15 protein-coding genes are annotated in these 17,475 nt (G+C 54.0%); 11 read left to right on the top strand and 4 right to left on the bottom strand.

Going from position 1 to position 17,475, the window contains the following annotated elements:
* Positions 1 to 231 precede the first annotated feature (231 nt).
* The 3 genes from psiE to ubiA all read left to right on the top strand — a co-directional run bounded on the left by psiE (position 232) and on the right by ubiA (position 2,176).
* Positions 232 to 639: a phosphate-starvation-inducible protein PsiE gene (gene psiE, locus CWS43_RS00100; protein ID WP_101074851.1), complete on the top strand. Its 408-nt coding sequence runs from the start codon at positions 232 to 234 to the stop codon at positions 637 to 639.
* 89 nt (positions 640 to 728) lie between these two features.
* Positions 729 to 1,268, top strand: coding sequence for a chorismate lyase (gene ubiC, locus CWS43_RS00105; RefSeq protein WP_101074852.1), 540 nt, complete (start codon positions 729 to 731; stop codon positions 1,266 to 1,268).
* 41 nt (positions 1,269 to 1,309) lie between these two features.
* Complete coding sequence (gene ubiA, locus CWS43_RS00110) at positions 1,310 to 2,176, top strand: 4-hydroxybenzoate octaprenyltransferase (RefSeq protein WP_198555767.1); 867 nt, start codon at positions 1,310 to 1,312, stop codon at positions 2,174 to 2,176.
* An 85-nt stretch (positions 2,177 to 2,261) separates the two neighbouring features.
* On the opposite strand, the gene plsB is transcribed toward ubiA, so the two are convergent.
* Entirely contained in the window at positions 2,262 to 4,742 is a 2,481-nt protein-coding gene (plsB, locus tag CWS43_RS00115; protein ID WP_101074854.1) for a glycerol-3-phosphate 1-O-acyltransferase PlsB, read from the bottom strand.
* Positions 4,743 to 4,880: 138 nt separating this feature from the next.
* Here plsB and CWS43_RS00120 point away from each other — a divergent pair, with 138 nt between their 5' ends.
* The 3 genes from CWS43_RS00120 (at position 4,881) to CWS43_RS00130 (ending at position 6,530) form a co-directional block, all read left to right on the top strand.
* Positions 4,881 to 5,249, top strand: a complete 369-nt coding sequence (locus CWS43_RS00120) for a diacylglycerol kinase (protein WP_101074855.1) — start codon at positions 4,881 to 4,883, stop codon at positions 5,247 to 5,249.
* 119 nt (positions 5,250 to 5,368) lie between these two features.
* Positions 5,369 to 5,977 carry a transcriptional repressor LexA gene (gene lexA, locus CWS43_RS00125; RefSeq protein ID WP_047605531.1) on the top strand — a complete coding sequence of 203 codons (609 nt, stop codon included), beginning with the start codon at positions 5,369 to 5,371 and terminating at the stop codon, positions 5,975 to 5,977.
* A gap of 343 nt (positions 5,978 to 6,320) precedes the next feature.
* Positions 6,321 to 6,530: a CsbD family protein gene (locus CWS43_RS00130; protein WP_101074856.1), complete on the top strand. Its 210-nt coding sequence runs from the start codon at positions 6,321 to 6,323 to the stop codon at positions 6,528 to 6,530.
* A gap of 140 nt (positions 6,531 to 6,670) precedes the next feature.
* On the opposite strand, the gene zur is transcribed toward CWS43_RS00130, so the two are convergent.
* Positions 6,671 to 7,180 carry a zinc uptake transcriptional repressor Zur gene (gene zur, locus CWS43_RS00135; RefSeq protein ID WP_101074857.1) on the bottom strand — a complete coding sequence of 170 codons (510 nt, stop codon included), beginning with the start codon at positions 7,178 to 7,180 and terminating at the stop codon, positions 6,671 to 6,673.
* 99 nt (positions 7,181 to 7,279) lie between these two features.
* On the bottom strand, positions 7,280 to 8,476 hold the full coding sequence (locus CWS43_RS00140; RefSeq protein WP_101074858.1) for an ROK family transcriptional regulator: 1,197 nt from the start codon (positions 8,474 to 8,476) through the stop codon (positions 7,280 to 7,282).
* 109 nt (positions 8,477 to 8,585) lie between these two features.
* Between CWS43_RS00140 and CWS43_RS00145 the strand changes: the two genes are divergently transcribed.
* From CWS43_RS00145 to pspG, 5 genes are all read left to right on the top strand, one after another.
* Positions 8,586 to 11,840, top strand: coding sequence for a DUF5107 domain-containing protein (locus CWS43_RS00145; RefSeq protein WP_101074859.1), 3,255 nt, complete (start codon positions 8,586 to 8,588; stop codon positions 11,838 to 11,840).
* A gap of 12 nt (positions 11,841 to 11,852) precedes the next feature.
* Positions 11,853 to 12,758, top strand: a complete 906-nt coding sequence (locus CWS43_RS00150; RefSeq protein ID WP_101074860.1) for an aldose 1-epimerase — start codon at positions 11,853 to 11,855, stop codon at positions 12,756 to 12,758.
* 13 nt (positions 12,759 to 12,771) lie between these two features.
* On the top strand, positions 12,772 to 14,211 hold the full coding sequence (locus tag CWS43_RS00155; protein ID WP_101074861.1) for a sugar porter family MFS transporter: 1,440 nt from the start codon (positions 12,772 to 12,774) through the stop codon (positions 14,209 to 14,211).
* Between the two features lie 108 nt (positions 14,212 to 14,319).
* On the top strand, positions 14,320 to 15,363 hold the full coding sequence (dusA, locus tag CWS43_RS00160) for a tRNA dihydrouridine(20/20a) synthase DusA (protein ID WP_369825836.1): 1,044 nt from the start codon (positions 14,320 to 14,322) through the stop codon (positions 15,361 to 15,363).
* Between the two features lie 203 nt (positions 15,364 to 15,566).
* The gene (gene pspG, locus CWS43_RS00165) at positions 15,567 to 15,803 is read left to right on the top strand and encodes an envelope stress response protein PspG (protein WP_101074862.1); all 237 of its coding nucleotides are present in this window, start codon (positions 15,567 to 15,569) and stop codon (positions 15,801 to 15,803) included.
* Between the two features lie 529 nt (positions 15,804 to 16,332).
* Here the strand turns inward: pspG and CWS43_RS00170 are convergent.
* Entirely contained in the window at positions 16,333 to 17,322 is a 990-nt protein-coding gene (locus CWS43_RS00170) for a quinone oxidoreductase (RefSeq protein ID WP_101074863.1), read from the bottom strand.
* Positions 17,323 to 17,475 lie beyond the last annotated feature (153 nt).

Consider the following 17,475-nt stretch of genomic DNA (forward strand, 5'->3'; position numbering starts at 1 on the left):
TCTGCGTTGGCTGCCTTCACGAACCCCGGTCACATACTTTTGTATGCTCCCGGGAATTCGTTCAGTTGCCGTCTTGATGCAACCCGAATGATTTAGGGTAGTAAGGTGCGAGTAAGGCGACGAAATAAAAGGGTTAGCCTCAACGGGCTGGCCCTTTTTTAATGCCGCTTTTCCGGCACAAACTCTGTGGTATTCTGCGGGTATTCATAACAAAAGTGGGATGTAGATCACATGGCAGGATCAAAACGTGCGACGATGATTTCCGTCATCATGCAGCGAATTCTGAACGTTTTCTTATTGGGGCTGGCAGTTATTCTGATGATCTTTATCGGGCGCGAAACCTACCATCTTGCGATGGTTTTGTTCGTCAATAACGATCAGTCTTCATCGTATCTGCTGATAGAGGGCATCGTAATTTATTTCCTCTATTTCGAATTTATTGCACTGATCATTAAGTACTTTTCGTCGGGATATCACTTCCCGCTGCGTTACTTTATTTATATCGGCATCACGGCGATTATCCGCCTGATTATCGTCGACCATAAAAGTCCTTACGACACACTGGTTTACGCCTGCGCCATCCTCGTTCTGGTTGTGACTCTTTATCTCGCCAACGGTGAACGTCTTCGCCGTGAATAAATGAGGCGATTACTGCCTCGCATTCATGCGTTAGAATGCGAGGCAGATAATTAATTGGGGGTATGAATACCTCCATGATGGAGCCGTTGATGTCTGATTCCCATTCCCCTGAACAACTCCCGATCCATTGGTTTCAAGATCCGAATGACGTGCCAGCGGATGTTGCTGACTGGCTGATGGAAATGGGATCCATGACCCGCCGGTTTGAAAAGCAGGGTGTTACCGTCACCGTGAAACCGAAAAATGAATGCTTTGTGCGTCGCGATGAGCTGGGTGAAAGCGAAGCGCGACAGTTGCCGGAAAGCGCCCGTTATTGGGTTCGCGAAGTGATCCTGTTTGGCGATGCCGAACCCTGGCTGCTCGGACGCACCGTGATCCCGGAAGAAACGCTAACCGGGCCTGATCTGGCGCTGGTTGATTTGGGCACGGTGCCGCTGGGCCGGTATCTGTTTAGCGGCAACAACCTGACCCGTGATTACATCCATCTGGGACAATTAAATACTGAGCAGGGCAGTTTATGGGCGCGTCGCTCGCGGCTTTGCCTGTCGGATAAGCCCCTGCTTCTGACAGAAATTTTTCTGCCGGACTCGCCGGTTCACCGCCCTGAGGGCAAAGTGGGTCAGGCATGAGTCAAACCAATCAACAAGGAGAACAGAGAGTGTCAGGAAGTATGACTCAGGGCACATGGCGTGATTACTGCCGCCTGATGCGTATTGATAAACCGATCGGGTCGTTGCTGCTGCTGTGGCCGACGCTTTGGGCATTGTGGCTGGCCGGTGAGGGCGCACCTTCTGCCAAAATTCTACTGGTCTTTGTGCTGGGTGTATTCTTTATGCGCGCGGCGGGTTGTGTGGTGAATGATTACGCGGACCGTAAATTCGACGGGCACGTAAAACGTACGGCTAACCGTCCGCTACCGAGTGGTGCTATCACCGGCAAACAGGCGAAAATCCTGTTCGTCGGGCTGGTGCTGGTGTCCTTCCTGCTGGTTCTGACACTTAACCGGATGACCATTCTTTTGTCTCTTGCGGGCCTGGCGCTGGCATGGGTTTATCCTTTTATGAAGCGTGTCAGCCATCTGCCACAGGTGGTTCTGGGGGCTGCATTTGGCTGGGCGATACCGATGGCTTATGCGGCAGTGGGGGAGAGTGTCCCTCTGAGTTGCTGGTTGATGTTTGCGGCAAATATCTGCTGGACGGTGGCTTACGATACGCAATACGCCATGGTTGATCGTGATGACGATATGAAAATCGGCGTGAAATCGACGGCTATTTTGTTTGGTCGCTTTGACACGCTGATTATCGGCCTGTTGCAACTGGCGACGCTGATTCTGATGGGCATTGTCGGCCATCTTTCACAGCTTGGCGCACCGTTTTACTGGTCGTTATTGCTGGCGGCGGCGCTGTTTGTGCATCAGCAAAAGCTGATTGCTAAACGCGAGCGTGATGCCTGTTTCCTGGCTTTCCGTCAGAATAATTATGTGGGGCTGGTGCTGTTCCTGGGTATCCTGATGAGTTTGTCAGCTTTCAGCTTCTGAGCCTACCCGGCAATAAAAAACGCCCGGTCTTGTTATAAGCTCGGGCGTTTTGCTTTGTGGCGTTACCGCATTAATTTTGCATCAATCAGTGGTCGGTATCGCGCACATCCATCTTCGGCTCCGCTGGAGGCTCAGTTGCCTGAGGCAGCTCAGAAGGCATACCAGCGCTTTCGATGGTGAGTTTGATATCCGGCGTCATCAGATCGCTGAGCATGTTGTAAATCTCACGCGTCTGTTCCTGAATAGCGTCGCCGCTGTCGCTGATATATCCTTCAGCACGCAGCGTGCCGACCAGCGTGGAGAACACTGCTTTGTCGAAGAATTCAGGGGCATTAATGCCGTGCAGCACGGATAAACGCTGCGCCATAATCCGGCTCTCTTTTTCCAGCGCACCGCGGTTGATGCTTGGATTATTCGTCAGCAGGGAGAAGGTAATCGCGTAGCGTTGCAGCGTTTCACGGACACCCGCTGCCAGCAGCTGCAGCGTGCGGATACGCGCCGGGTTCAGTGTCAGCTCGTCGTCTTCCAGGTGAATGATTTGCTGACGTGCCAGTTCCAGAGTCAGAATATCCAGCACATGCGGAAGCTCCGATTTATCGAAATGCATAAACAGTTCAGCTTTCAGCATCGGATAAATAAGTTCAACCTGACGCAGCAACTCAGCGCGGCTCACATGGCGGTGGTGCATCACAATGCTTGAAATCAGTGATGGCAGAACCAGCATATGGTGGATGTTGTTGCGGTAATACGTCATCAGCACTGCCTGTTCGCGCGGCAGAACGATGATGTCGCCGATATTGTCTTTCTCGACCTGGAACTTGTTCATGTTCAGGGCGTGATCGAGCAACTGGTCGGCAGTCAGATCCGGCACCGTCGAATCGGCGTTATACGGCACGTTACGCAGCAGTTGCAGATAGCAGTCAATCTGCTCGGTCAGCTGTTCGCGGGTCAGTGAACGCTGACGCGATGCCAGCAGCGCGGTACAACACAGGTTCATGGCGTTTGCCGCCGCTGAGTTGTTGATGCGCACCATAATCTGTTCTGCCAGATCCTGAACCGTTGGCGTCAGCCAGCTCGGACGTTGCGCCTCTATTGGGTCTATCGCTTCGCGCCAGGAAGGGACGTTTTGGTTCAGATAAGTGGTCAGATGCAGCGGTTCACCAAAGTTTACATAACCCTGCCCGAGGTTACGCAGTTTGCGTAAACCATTGAGCATCTGGGTCAGACTCTCTTTTTCTTTGGTGGCACCGCGCAATTCTTTCGCGTAGGTCCCCACTTCCATGACGTGTTCGTAACCGATGTAAATCGGCACTAACGTAATCGGACGCGAACCGCCGCGCAGCATGGCCTGAATAGTCATCGCCAGCGTACCGGTTTTCGGCTCCAGCAGACGTCCTGTTCGTGAACGGCCACCTTCCACAAAGTATTCCACTGAATAACCGCGGCTGAACAGTTCACCAAGATATTCACGGAATACCGTTGAATAGAGCTTATTGCCTTTGAACGTTCGGCGGATGAAGAATGCACCCAGGCGGCGGAAAATCGGGCCAGCGGGCCAGAAATTCAGGTTGATACCGGCCGCAATGTGCGGAGGCACCAGCCCCTGGTGATAAAGTACGTACGACAACAACAGATAATCCATGTGGCTGCGGTGGCAGGGCACATAAACGATTTCCTGCCCGTCCAGCGCCAGCTGACGCACACGTTCGGCATTATTGACGTTGATGCCTTTATACAGGCGGTTCCACGTCCAGCTCAGCACACGGTCAGAAAGACGCACAGCTTCATACGAGAAGTTTGCCGCAATCTCTTCCATCAGCGCGATGGCATTTTGCTGGGCTTTTTCGTGTGAGATTTTCTTGCTGCGCGCTTCGTCCTCAATGGCTTTTTCGATAGCTTTTGAGGCCAGTAATTTATTAAATAAATCCTGACGAGCCGGCAGGCGCGGGCCAACCGCGGCAAGACGTTGTCGGGAGAAATGCATCCGCGCAACACGCGCCAGTTTTTGTGCGATGATTTTGTCCGTGCCGTGCTCTGTTGCCATATAGCGCAGGGATACGGTATTGGAAAAACGGACAAAACTGTCGCGCCCTAACCACAGCACGGCGAAGAATTTTTGAATCCCATTTAGTACGCGTAAGTGCGGCGTATCATGCCCTTCCCGACCTGGCGCACGGCCAAACATCACCGAAACCGGCAACATCTGAATGTCTAAATCCGGATTATTGCGGTGCAAATCCAGATAATCGTGGAACAGTTTTACCGACTCTTGCTTTGGCGTGTAATAAGAGAAAACACGCGGGCCTTCGGCAATAAAAACGTGGCTCGGGAGCAACGTTCCGTCGATTTCTAGCGGAATAAGGGGATCGGGCAGATTCTGTGCCAGACATTGCGCGCGCAGCGTCAGCAAATCGGCTTTGGAATTGTAAGGCAATACATACAGAATCGGGCGCGTCGGGTCTAAATGCAACTCGGTTACCGGATCTGAAGGTATAACCTTGCTCTTTACCAGCAATGAGAGTGGTAAATTCAATAATGTGTAATAAAGTCTACGCCAACCTGACATAAAAACGTGAAGCCTCTTGTTAGCAATTTCGCCGCAAGGATACCAGAAAGCTCAGTTGAGATCTGTGGTGATGAGATACCATTAAACCGCTAAAATGCGCAAAACCCTCAGGACAACACCTCAAGGATCAGTAACAGAATGGCGAACCAAGTCACTGGATTTACCCGTATTTATAAAGCCGCAGGCTATTCATGGAAAGGCCTGAAGGCTGCCTGGCAAAATGAAGCCGCTTTTCGGCAGGAGGCCAGCGTTGCTATCCCGCTAATTTTATTATCTTTCTGGCTGGATGTTAGCAGTATAGAACGTATCCTGCTGGTTGGTTCCGTGGTACTGGTGTGCGTGACTGAATTGCTTAACAGCGCCGTAGAATCTGCAATTGACCGAATCGGGCCTGAGTTCCATGAACTTTCCGGACGCGCAAAAGATATTGGTTCTGCCGCGGTGCTCCTGACTATCATATTGGCGATTTTTGTCTGGGTCAGCATCTTTTGGCCGCGATGGTTCTGATTTGGAATCTTCCTTCCAGGAATTGCCGTTATGCCCTGTTTTTATTCAATCTTAGGTTTTCATTGGCCGTTTAGCTGTATATACTCACAGCAAGACTGTATAAACAACCAGGGGGCGGAATGAAAGCTTTAACGACCAGACAACAAGAGGTCTACGACCTTATTCGCGATCATATCTCGACCACCGGTATGCCTCCGACCCGCGCAGAGATTGCATCTCGTCTGGGGTTCCGTTCCCCGAATGCGGCGGAAGAACACCTGAAGGCGCTGGCGCGTAAAGGCGTTATCGAGATCGTTTCCGGTGCTTCACGCGGTATTCGTCTGCTGATGGAAGAAGAAGAGGGTTTACCGCTGATTGGCCGCGTTGCCGCCGGTGAACCGCTGCTGGCTCAGCAACACATCGAAGGGCATTATCAGGTCGATCCGGCCATGTTTAAACCAAGTGCAGATTTCCTGCTGCGCGTCAGCGGGATGTCGATGCGTGATATCGGTATTCTTGATGGTGACCTGCTGGCAGTACACAAAACGCAGGATGTCCGCAATGGTCAGGTTGTCGTTGCACGCATTGATGATGAAGTCACGGTTAAGCGCCTGAAGAAACAGGGCAGCGTTGTTCAGTTGTTGCCTGAAAACAGCGAATTCCAGCCGATTGTGGTGGATCTGCGTGAACAGAATTTCAGCATTGAAGGTCTGGCTGTTGGTGTTATCCGCAACGGTGACTGGATTTAATCTGCGCCCAATCGCTACGTGACAGGTGCGTCGGCCGCCTCTGACGCATCTGTAAGTATCAGCATCGCCCCGTTTGGGGCGATATCGTTTTAAATCCTATCCTGAATCTTTCCCGATACAGTTCTTTGTTTCCTGTGTTATCTGCTCACCGAAATTGCCAACCCTTTTCAGTCAGACAGATCTCAATTCCACGTTATTTCCTGCTTTGGATTAATCCTAATAGTGGTTTTTATCCCTGTTTTGGGAAGACGAATCCGCATTCTCTACTAAGCTTTGAAGTGTTAAGGACGGGCTGCCAACGAACGTGCAGCTCCACAACCCAAGGTAACAGGAGATATTTATTATGAATAAGGACCAAGCCGACGGTAACTGGAAGCAGTTCAAAGGGAAAGTGAAAGAACAGTGGGGTAAGCTGACTGATGACGACCTGACAGTCGTTGAAGGTAAACGTGATCAGCTGGTAGGTAAGATTCAGGAGCGTTATGGCTATCAGAAGGATCAGGCCGAGAAAGAGCTCAAGGATTGGGAATCGAAAAACAAATATCACTGGTAACACGCGACTCCCCCTCGCGTATCAGTGATGTATCCTGAACATCAGCTGCTCCTGCCCGGAAAGCTTTCAGGATACGGGTACACGGATGTACCCAACTTATTTCAGCCCCCGCCCATCTCCCGCCACAACCCCTGATTCCGTTAGCGTTTTTTCACAACGATACTGTGGTCATGTTCGCAATGATCGTGGCTGTCGCAGGTTTCAACGACTTTGCATTCCGCGCACAAACCATGCGCTTCAACGACTGAATGACGAAGCTCAAACCCGGATTCTGCCGCCAGTTTAGCCAGACGTTCTTCGATACCGTCGGTGGTTTTTTCCGTCACCAGCCCGCAGCGGTCACAGATAAACAGCGCTGAAGTGTGGCTTGGCTCTTCAAAGTGATGACAGAGAACATAGCTGTTCGCAGATTCAACACGATGAATAAAGCCTTGTTCCAGGAGAAAATCTAACGCGCGATAAACGGTCGGTGGTTTTGCCTGAGGCTCGCTGACACGCAACAGATCAAGCAAGTCGTAGGCGCTGATCGCACCGGGCTGTTGCGTCATAAGCCGCAGAACTTCCAGCCGCTGCGGAGTCAGGCGAACATTGCGCTGCTGGCAAAGTTCTTCAGCTTGTGAAAGTAATTTTTCCGGATTATTCAGGGTCATAGCAGCGTTCTCTGGGCGCAGATTGGGATCGATAGGTCACATCATGCGACCATGAGTGATTTTATCATGCTTCAGACAAATCGACGAATTATGCGCCGTTCAGCCCGCCATACTTTCCAGTGCTTTTTCCACATACAGGTAACCGATACCCATAATTTGCTGCTCGCGGTTTAGCGTGCCGGGCGAGATATGCGTCGCCTGTGTTTTGACGTGATCGGTTCTGTCGAACGGGTTCAGCCCGCTCTGTGCGCGGACGGCATTGAGCCAGGTATCGCCAAATCCGCAGCTGCGGCCATACAGATAAATACGGTTTATGTTCAGAATATTGAGGAAGTTGTACAGGCTCAGCCCCAGCGCTTGAGCGCCTTCCATGACCTGTTCGCACAGTGCGGTTTCTCCCTGATGAAACCGGTCAATCAGCTCCTGCGTACCGGGCGTACGGGGTGGCTGTGAAGGATTTGCCGTTGCCATAAGTTGCCGGGCTTTCTTCTTCAGCGCCGACAGCGAAGCCAGCGTTTCCAGGCAGCCGTAGCGGCCACAGGCGCAGCGCATGCCCTGCGGATCGACAATCGTGTGCCCGAGCTGCCCGCTGCCAAACAGGCTGCCGCGATAAATCTGCTGATTGATCACGAAAGACGATCCGATGCCGTAATCCACGTTGATCACGCAAAAATCATGTTGGTCGTTCGCGTGCTGCCACTTCTCGGCCAGTGCCAGCATGATGCAGTCGTTATCCATCAGGATTTCGGTTTGCAGTTTTTCCTCCAGCAAATATCTAATCTCTATTTCACCGGTCCACGGTGCCTGCGGCATACGCTGAGATACGCCGGTAGTCGGATTGACCTGCCCGTGGATCGCCAGCGCCAGCCGGATTTTCAGGCCGGGAAATGTCTTCCGGTAGTGATGAAAACAGACTTCGATTTGCGCCAGCAGCGCTTCCGGCGTTTTGACCGCAATATCCGTCAGCTGGTAACCGCTCAGCGGCAAAATCAGCCGGCTCACCAGAATACTTTCGATACGATAGGGCGTGATGTTCATGCACAGGATCACGCTGTCGTCCGTGGTGACCTGATAACTGCCGCCGCCCAGCCCGCGTGAATGCAAATTCGCCGGATTGTGGGTGATCAGCCCGTCGTTTTGCAGATCATCAAGGATCTTACTGATGGCCGGGATCGACAGATGCGATAGCCGCGACAGCATTGATTTACTGGTATTTTTCTGCCGGTAAAGCAACGTCATCAGCACCTGCTTATTAAACTGACGTACCCGCAAATTGTTCAATCCTTCCATCGGCATTTACTAAACCCCGTTTACTGAATTGCGTGATCGTAGCGGATCCGCGCCTTTTGTACGTTGCGTAGACTCTCGAAATTGATATTTCGGTATGACGTATTGAGGACAAATCATGAGCGGAACAGTAAAAGTCTGGCAGGAAGCGGTGGATTTACCGACCTGGTTAACAGGGAAACAGGACACGCACCCGATGTTTCTGGCGCATCGCGTGTATCAGGGCTCGTCCGGCGCGGTCTATCCGTACGGCGTGACCGATACGCTGACCGGTGAGAAGGTCATGAAAACCTATCAGGCGCTGTATCTGGAAAATGATTACATCAAAATCATGCTGTTACCGGAGCTTGGCGGACGTGTACACCGCGCCTGGGACAAAGTAAAACAGCGAGATTTTGTGTATTACAACGAAGTCGTGAAACCGGCACTGGTCGGCTTGCTCGGCCCGTGGATTTCCGGCGGCATTGAATTTAACTGGCCGCAACATCACCGCCCGACCACTTTTATGCCGGTAGATTTCACGATTGCAGAGCAGGAAAACGGCGCGAAAACGGTCTGGATGGGCGAAGTTGAGCCGATGCGCGGTTTGCAGGTGATGACCGGTTTCACGGTGTATCCGGACAAAGCGCTGCTGGAGATCAGCGCCAAAATTTATAACGGCAACCCGACGCCGCGCCATTTCCTGTGGTGGGCGAACCCCGCGGTCACCGGCGGCGACGGTCATCAGAGCGTATTCCCGCCGGACGTCACCGCAGTTTTCGATCACGGCAAACGCGACGTCTCGTCATTCCCGATAGCCACCGGCACTTACTACAAAGTGGATTACTCCGCGGGCGTCGATATCTCGCGCTACAAAAACATCCCGGTGCCGACGTCGTACATGGCGGATAAATCGGACTACGATTTTGTCGGCGCGTACGACCACGATCAGCAGGGCGGATTACTGCACCTCGCCGACCATCATGTTTCGCCGGGCAAAAAACAGTGGACGTGGGGGAACTGCGATTTTGGCCGCGCGTGGGACAGAAATCTCACCGACAGCAACGGGCCGTACATTGAACTGATGACCGGCGTATTCACCGATAATCAGCCAGACTTCACCTGGCTGGATGCCTATGAAGAAAAATGTTTCGTGCAAAACTTCCTGCCTTACAGCGGGTTAGGCACGGTGCAAAATGCTTCTGAGCAGGCGGTCGTTAAGCTTGAACGTCACGGAAATACGCTCAAATGGGGCGTGTATGCCGTCAGCCCGTTGCAGGCTGCACGACTGGAAATTGCCGGTGAAAAGGGCTGCGAACTTCTGTTCGAAGACGCGGTAAACCTGCAACCGGGCGAAGTGATTCAGGGCGAGCTGCACGGCGAATTCCCGGCGCGCCTGAGGTTACGCTTGCTGGATAAACAGGGCGCAGAATTGCTGACCTATCTGGAGCATCAGGCCGAAGAAACGCCGCTGCCATCCCCGGCCACTGCGCCGTTACCTGCGGCGGACATCACTTCTGCCGATGAAGCCTGGTTTATCGGCCAGCATCTTGAGCAGTATAACCACGCCAGTCAGGGCGCGGTGAACTACTACCGGCGCGGCGTGGCGCTCGATCCGCTGGATTATCGCTGCAATCTGGCGCTGGCGACGCTGGAATACAACCGGGCGAATTTCTCTCAGGCCATAAATCTGGCGGATGCCGCGCTGAGCCGCGCACACCGGCTGAATAAAAATCCGCAATGTGGCCTGGCGAGCCTGATACGCGCCAGTGCGCTGGCACAAAACGGCGATTTTGATGCTGCGTTTGACGGTTATTACCGCGCCGTGTGGAGCGGTAACGCCAAACCGGGCGGATACTTCGGGCTGGCGCAGATTGCGACCCGCCGCCAGCAGTTCACGCAGGCGCTGAATTTCTGTGAGCAGGGGCTGGCGGCGCAGGCCAGTCACTACGGGCTGATTGGCCTGAAAGCCCTGTTGCTGTGCCTCAGCGGGCAGGATGCTCGTCCGTTTACCGACACGCATTTGCAGCAATATCCGCTTCACTACCTTCTGCATTTTTTACGTTATCACCTCGCGCCGGACACCGACGCTGCCGCTGAACTGCGCCGCGTTACCGGACGTCGTGGCGAAAATGCCATGAATATTGCGATGCAACTGATGGACTGCGGGCAGAATTTGCTGGCGCGGGAAGCCCTGCGCGTGCTCGACAGTCAGGAAACGCTGCCACTGTATTTACGTGCGAGCCTTGAGGACGAAGGGCGCGAAGCCTTTTGTCAGGCAGCGCGGCGCGTTTTCCCGGACAGGGTACGTTTCCCGCAATGGCTGGCGGAAGTTCGCCTGCTGGGGGCATTCCCCGATGACGCCTTTGCCCTGCATCTTCTGGCCTCTTTCCATTACAGCAAGGGCAATACCGCTGCCGCCGTTACCTGCTGGCAGCGCTGTCTGACGCTTGAACCAGACTTTGCCGATGCATGGCGCGGGCTGGGAATTTATGCGTGGAATCACCTGCACGATGCCGCCGAAGCGCGCCGCTGTCTGGAAGAAGCCTGCCGGTTACAGCCGCAGGATGCGCGTTTGTTATTTGAATCTGATTTGCTGAACCGGCTGACCGGTGTCCCGCCGCAAATCCGTCTCGCGCGGCTGGAGAAGTTACTGCCGGTGGCGACACAGCGTGACGATCTGACCGCCGAATTGCTCAGCCTGTATAACCTCAGCGGTCAGTTACAGCCCGCCAGAGCGCTGCTGGCCGACCGGCAGTTCCATCCGTGGGAAGGTGGCGAAGGACGGATCACCGGGCAATATCTGATGAATAAACAGCTGCTGGCTTTTGAAGCGCTGAATGCCGGAAATGTGGTTGCCGCGCAGGCGCTATTGCTGTCAGCGCTGGAATACCCGCATAACCTCAGCGAAGGGCGGCTGGTCGGGCAGACAGACAATGACATCTGTTTCTGGCTGGGTGTCTGTGCGCAAAAGCTACAGCAGCACAAGCAGGCGCAGGCGTGGTTTGAGCGCGCGGCGGCCGGTGATAAAGGCATGGGCGAGCGGCGCTATTACAACGATCAGCCGGTCGATTACCTGTTCTATCAGGGAATGGCGCTGCGCAAACTTAACGATTCGGCACAGAGCCGTCAGGTCTTTACGCAGATGCTGGAATGGGCCGCTGGTGCGGAAATGCAGCCGGTCACCGACGACTTCTTTGCTGTGTCGTTGCCGGATTTAGTGGTGCTGGCCGGCGACCGTCAGAAAGACCATCGCATCCACTGTTTGCTGGTGAAAGCGCTGGCGCTGCGCGGACTGAACGACGACGGTTCCGATGATGTGCTGCAACAGATTCTTGCGCTGGATCCGTCTTGTGCGAAAGCGCATCTTTTCTCGCAACTGCCTGACTGTTAACCGGAGAAAATCATGCCGCTCTGTTCTCTGGAAAACCGCCACCTTGCGCTGACTGTGTCGTCATCGGGCGGCACGATTTTACAGCTCTGCGCAAGATGCTCCGGCGGGGATTTTCCGCTGCTGCGCCCGGCCATGCTCAGTGACGAAACACCCGCAGCGCAGTCTGCGTGTTTTCCGCTGGTGCCGTTCGGCAACCGGCTGAAAGGGAATGTGTTCAGCTTTGAAGGGAAAACGTACCGTTTGCCGCCAAATACTGCGGATGCGCATTACCTGCACGGCGATGGCTGGCTGGCGGAGTGGGACTGTATTTTTCAGAGCACGGAGTCACTGACGCTGGCTTTTGAGCATCACAGCGACAGCTATTGTTATCGCGCCGAACAGCATTTTACGCTCGTCGGTGACCGGCTGGAGATGATAATGACCGTCACCAACCTGGCATCTCATGCACTGCCTTTCGGACTGGGCTGGCATCCGTTTTTTCCGCTGACGGCGTCCACCCGTTTGCAAGCCTCCGCTTCGGGTTACTGGCAAGAAGAGGCGCAATATGTGGCGGGGAAACATCATCAGACTTTGCCCGCTGGTCTGGATTTTTGTACGCATCAGCCGCTGCCGCGCCGCTGGGTGAATAACGGATTTTCCGGCTGGGATGGCTTGGCGGATATCGTCTGGCCGGATGCCGGACAGCAATTGCGGCTGACTACACAACCGGCGTGCCCGGTGTATTTCCTGTTTATTTCTGATACCCGTTTTGACCCCGGCTATCAGCACGATTTTTTCTGCCTTGAACCCATGACCCATGCGGCAAATGACCATCATTTGCCGGGCGGTGGCTCGCTGACGGTTTTATCTCCGGGCGCTCACCTGACACAGCAAATGTCGCTGCACCGTATTGCACTGTGCGGCGATGAACATGCCTGAATGAGGAATGATTATGTCTGACTCACAAGCTTTGAATATGCCCTACGTATGGATGATTTGCCTGGTGGCTGCCTGCGGCGGCTTGCTGTTTGGTTATGACTGGGTGGTGATCGGGGGAGCCAAGCCTTTTTACGAGGCGTATTTTGGCATCACCGACGCCGCGATGTCCGGCTGGGCGATGAGCTCTGCCTTGCTGGGCTGCGTGCTGGGCGCGGCGGTTTCCGGTTCGCTTTCTGACCGGTTTGGCCGTCGCCTGCCGCTGATTATCGCCGCGGTCTTATTTACCGCCTCCGGTATCGGCACGGCGCTGGCATTCAGTTTTGACGCCTTTGTTTTCTGGCGCATTGCGGGTGGTGTTGGTATCGGTCTGGCGTCAGCGCTGGCACCGGTATACATTGCCGAAATCAGCCCGGCAGAAAAGCGTGGCCGCTTTGTCGCCGTCAATCAGCTGACCATTGTGCTCGGCGTTCTGGCCGCACAGCTGATTAACCTGATGATTGCTGAACCCGTGGCGTCTGCCGCCGCGCAGGCCGATATTTTGCAAAGCTGGAACGGACAAACCGGCTGGCGCTACATGTTTGGTGCGGAAGCCATTCCGGCGGCAGTCTTCTTAGCGCTGATGTTTGTGGTGCCTGAATCCCCGCGCTGGCTGGCGAAAGCGAACCGTTATGCGCAGGCTGAAAAGGTTTTGGGCCGCATCGGTTCTGCCGGATATGCGCGTTCAACGCTGGCGGACATCCGCCGTTCTCTCGGTTCTGAAAGCCAGAAAGTGCCGTTCTCGGCGCTGTGGGAACCGCGTGTCCGACCGATTGTGCTGATGGGTATTGCGCTGGCGGTTTTCCAGCAGTGGTGCGGCATCAACGTGATATTCAACTATGCGCAGGAGATTTTTGCGTCTGCCGGATTTGATATCAACGACACGCTGAAATCGATTGTCGCCACCGGCCTCATCAACCTGATTTTCACGCTGCTGGCACTGCCGCTGGTGGACAAAATCGGGCGTCGTCGTCTGATGCAGCTCGGTTCTGCGGGCCTGACCGTGATTTATATTCTGATCGGGCTGGCCTACACCTTTGGCGTGATGGGATTACCGGTGTTGCTGCTGGTGCTGGTGGCCATCGCGATTTACGCCATGACGCTCGCGCCGGTAACCTGGGTGTTACTGTCTGAAATCTTCCCGAACCGAGTGCGCGGCAACGCTATGGCGATCGGTACGCTGGCGCTCTGGATTGCCTGCTTCTTCCTGACGTATACCTTCCCGCTGATGAACGTGGCGCTGGGCGCGGCGGGCAGTTTCTTTATCTACGCGGTGATTTGTCTGGCGGGCTGGATTTTCATTCAGTGCAAAGTGCCGGAAACGCGCGGCGTCACGCTGGAAGTGCTGGAGCAGCGACTGAGCCGTACCGCCGCAGAGCGAAAAACCGACGATGCGGCCGTGTCGCAAAGCCGCTAAGCCGGGCGAGATGCCGAATCTTTGTTCTGTGGTATAATCAGCGATTACCTTCCCTCTGGCCGCCGTGCCGGAGGGAGCGCCACGAACCCCTCAGCGAATGTCAGGCCGATGTCAGAAACTCAACACGCAATGCCCCAGAACGCCATGTCCACAACCCAGCCATATTCCGCTCAGCGTTTTTCCGTTGCGCCGATGCTTGACTGGACCGACCGTCACTGTCGCCATTTCCACCGCCTGATGACCGGCCAGACGTTGCTGTATACCGAAATGGTCACCACCGGTGCGATCATTCATGGCAAAGGTGATTATCTGGGCTTTGGCAATGAAGAACATCCGGTGTCTTTGCAGCTGGGCGGCAGCAATCCGGCCGATCTGGCGCACTGCGCGAAGCTGGCAGAAGAACGCGGCTATGACGAGATCAACCTGAACGTCGGTTGCCCGTCGGATCGCGTGCAGAACGGTATGTTCGGTGCCTGCCTGATGGGTCAGGCGTCGCTGGTGGCGGACTGCATTAAAGCGATGCGCGACGTGGTGTCGATTCCGGTCACCGTCAAAACCCGTATCGGGATTGACGATCAGGACAGCTACGAATTCCTCTGCGATTTCATCCGTCAGGTGTCTGAAAACGGCGGCTGCGATACTTTTATCATTCATGCCCGTAAAGCCTGGCTTTCCGGCCTGAGCCCGAAAGAAAACCGTGAAATTCCGCCGCTGGATTACCCGCGTGTTTATCAGCTCAAGCGTGATTTCTCTCATCTGACGATGGCGATTAACGGCGGCATTAAAACGCTGGAAGAAGCCAAAACGCATCTGCAACACATGGATGGCGTGATGGTAGGCCGCGAAGCCTATCAGAATCCGGGCATGTTGCTGAGCGTGGATCAGACACTGTTTGGCTCTCAGGCACCGGTGAAAACCGGCCCGGAGATTATCCGCGCGCTGTATCCGTACATCGAAGCCGAGCTGAGCAAAGGCACTTATCTGGGCCATATCACCCGCCATATTCTGGGTCTGTTCCAGGGCGTGCCGGGTGCGCGTCAGTTCCGCCGTCATCTCAGCGAAAATGCACACAAAGCGGGCGCGGGCATCGACGTCGTTGAGCAGGCGCTCTCGATGGTCAGCCAGCCGCAGGAAGCGCCGGTTCAGGCGTAAGCGTCTTCAAAATCGAAGTGAGCAAATTCACTATCAGTTAGTCAGATTTGCTATTTTTTCGCAGGCCGTTTGCGTCTGCGAAAAACTTTTTCCTGTTAAATCAGTTAATTATTTATTCCGTCACTCTGGCACGCTTCTTGTAATAGCTTCATCGTGTTTTGACATTACGTCTTACTGCACACTGGCTTATTAAGGAGCACCCGATGCTGGAAATTCTCTTCGTGCTTGGTTTTTTCTTTATGCTGATGCTGACCGGCATTTCACTGCTGGGCATGGTGGCGGCGCTGATCGTGGCATTTGGTCTGATGATGTTGGGCGGCTTCTTTGTGATTGTTATTAAAATGTTGCCGTGGCTGATTTTGGCGGTCATCGCTGTCTGGATTTACCGGACATTTATCCGGCCTGACGAGCCTAAATATCGCCGTCGCCGCCTGCCGTAGAAAGGGCAGAAGATAAGTCGTTCTCATAACTTCATGAAATAAAGAAGATTGATGGCTGCGTTTTGAGCACAAAAAAATGTAAACGTTACATCTATAACTTTTACTTATGTGCTAGCGATCACAAGCTGGATCAGAATGTGCGGTCGAAATGCATAATTCATATTTTTTAACATGGGTGACTGTTAGGATGGAATTCATACGTGGTCAGCAGGCCGCAAACTGAATTCATCAAGTCCGGTGAGGCACACAATAGTCACACAAGTGACACCGTCCTCCGGATTTACCCCGGCAGTACCCTACAGCAGTACCCGTCTGAACGCAGAGGTCGTCTGTATCAGGCAGTAAAAAAGGCTTCCATCTGGAAGCCTTTTTTGCATTCGCTTCCCCGGCGTCCCTGACACCACAGCTGCGTTAGCCGCACTCAACAACCCGAATCACTTACCGGAGTAAGCTCATCGGGATTTTCTCGTTTGCTGCCTGGCTGTAACGCCAATGACTTTGGGGATCTTTTAGCAGATATGCCTGTTAATTACTTGCCTGGGATCAGCAGGCTTGAGCCTTGCGTGATGCGGCTTTCCAGCGTTTCGTGGGCGCGTTTAGCTTCGGAGAGCGGGAATTTCTGCGCGTCGCTGACGTCCACTTTGATCGCGCCGCTGGCAATCAGCGAAAACAGCTCGCCGCTGGCCTGCGCCAGTTCTTCGCGATTGGTTACGTAGCCATTAAGCGAAGGGCGCGTGACGAAAAGCGAACCTTTCTGGTTGAGGATTGCCAGATCAACGCCTTTCACCGGCCCGGACGCATTACCAAAGCTGACCAGTAAACCGCGGCGCTTCAGGCTGTTCAGGGATTTTTCGAAGGTGTCTTTGCCGACAGAATCATAAACCACGCCGACCTTCTCGCCGTTGGTCAGTTCGGACACGCGGGTAGCGATATCTTCTTTCTGATAGTTAATCGTCGCCCAGGCACCGGCTTCTTTGGCGCGGGCGGCTTTTTCATCAGAACCGACAGTCCCGATCAGTTTTACGCCCAGCGCTTTTGCCCACTGGCTGGCAATCAGCCCGACACCGCCTGCGGCAGCGTGGAACAAAATGGTTTCGCCCGCCTGCACTTCATGTGTCTGGCGCAATAAATAGTAAACCGTCAGCCCTTTCAGGAACGACGCCGCCGCCTGTTCAAAGCTGATGGCATCCGGCAGCAAAGCGATTTTCTCCTGCGGCACGTTATGGATTTCGCTGTAAGCGCCGAGCGCGGACTGCGCATACACCACGCGATCACCCGGTTTGATGCCGGTCACGTCGCTGCCGATTTTAGTGACAACGCCTGCCGCTTCGGTGCCCAAACCGGCCGGGAAACTGGCTGGCGGATACAAACCGCTGCGCACATAGGTATCGATGTAGTTAATACCAATCGCTTTGTTCTCAACCTGAACCTCACCGGCCTTGGGTTCTTGTGGCTGATAATCAACGTATTGCAGAACGTCAGGTGTACCTGTTTCAGAAAACTGGATGCGCTTTGCCATGTTTTTCCCTCGTGATGGAGTCTGATTTCAACCCTAGGCTAAATGGCCGGGACAATCCAGATTTTAGGCACAGCCGGTTAATACCCTTTTGAAATGAGACATGACAACCTATACTAACGCGCACGTTGCGCTTCTGATTTTCGGAAGTCCGAC

This window comes from Rahnella sp. AA, from assembly GCF_002834385.1.
In the GTDB taxonomy this organism is placed as follows: Bacteria; Pseudomonadota; Gammaproteobacteria; order Enterobacterales; family Enterobacteriaceae; genus Rahnella.

Excerpts from the sequence above, each read along its gene's own strand:
- CWS43_RS00170 (WP_101074863.1), bottom strand. The coding sequence starts at position 17,322 with ATGGCAAAGCGCATCCAGTTTTCTGAAACAGGTACACCTGACGTTCTG.
- CWS43_RS00120 (WP_101074855.1), top strand. The coding sequence starts at position 4,881 with ATGGCGAACCAAGTCACTGGATTTACCCGTATTTATAAAGCCGCAGGC.
- CWS43_RS00140 (WP_101074858.1), bottom strand. The coding sequence starts at position 8,476 with ATGCCGATGGAAGGATTGAACAATTTGCGGGTACGTCAGTTTAATAAG.
- CWS43_RS00130 (WP_101074856.1), top strand. The coding sequence starts at position 6,321 with ATGAATAAGGACCAAGCCGACGGTAACTGGAAGCAGTTCAAAGGGAAA.
- lexA (WP_047605531.1), top strand. The coding sequence starts at position 5,369 with ATGAAAGCTTTAACGACCAGACAACAAGAGGTCTACGACCTTATTCGC.
- ubiC (WP_101074852.1), top strand. The coding sequence starts at position 729 with ATGTCTGATTCCCATTCCCCTGAACAACTCCCGATCCATTGGTTTCAA.
- CWS43_RS00150 (WP_101074860.1), top strand. The coding sequence starts at position 11,853 with ATGCCGCTCTGTTCTCTGGAAAACCGCCACCTTGCGCTGACTGTGTCG.
- dusA (WP_369825836.1), top strand. The coding sequence starts at position 14,320 with ATGTCAGAAACTCAACACGCAATGCCCCAGAACGCCATGTCCACAACC.
- CWS43_RS00155 (WP_101074861.1), top strand. The coding sequence starts at position 12,772 with ATGTCTGACTCACAAGCTTTGAATATGCCCTACGTATGGATGATTTGC.
- pspG (WP_101074862.1), top strand. The coding sequence starts at position 15,567 with ATGCTGGAAATTCTCTTCGTGCTTGGTTTTTTCTTTATGCTGATGCTG.
- CWS43_RS00145 (WP_101074859.1), top strand. The coding sequence starts at position 8,586 with ATGAGCGGAACAGTAAAAGTCTGGCAGGAAGCGGTGGATTTACCGACC.
- psiE (WP_101074851.1), top strand. The coding sequence starts at position 232 with ATGGCAGGATCAAAACGTGCGACGATGATTTCCGTCATCATGCAGCGA.
- zur (WP_101074857.1), bottom strand. The coding sequence starts at position 7,180 with ATGACCCTGAATAATCCGGAAAAATTACTTTCACAAGCTGAAGAACTT.
- plsB (WP_101074854.1), bottom strand. The coding sequence starts at position 4,742 with ATGTCAGGTTGGCGTAGACTTTATTACACATTATTGAATTTACCACTC.
- ubiA (WP_198555767.1), top strand. The coding sequence starts at position 1,310 with ATGACTCAGGGCACATGGCGTGATTACTGCCGCCTGATGCGTATTGAT.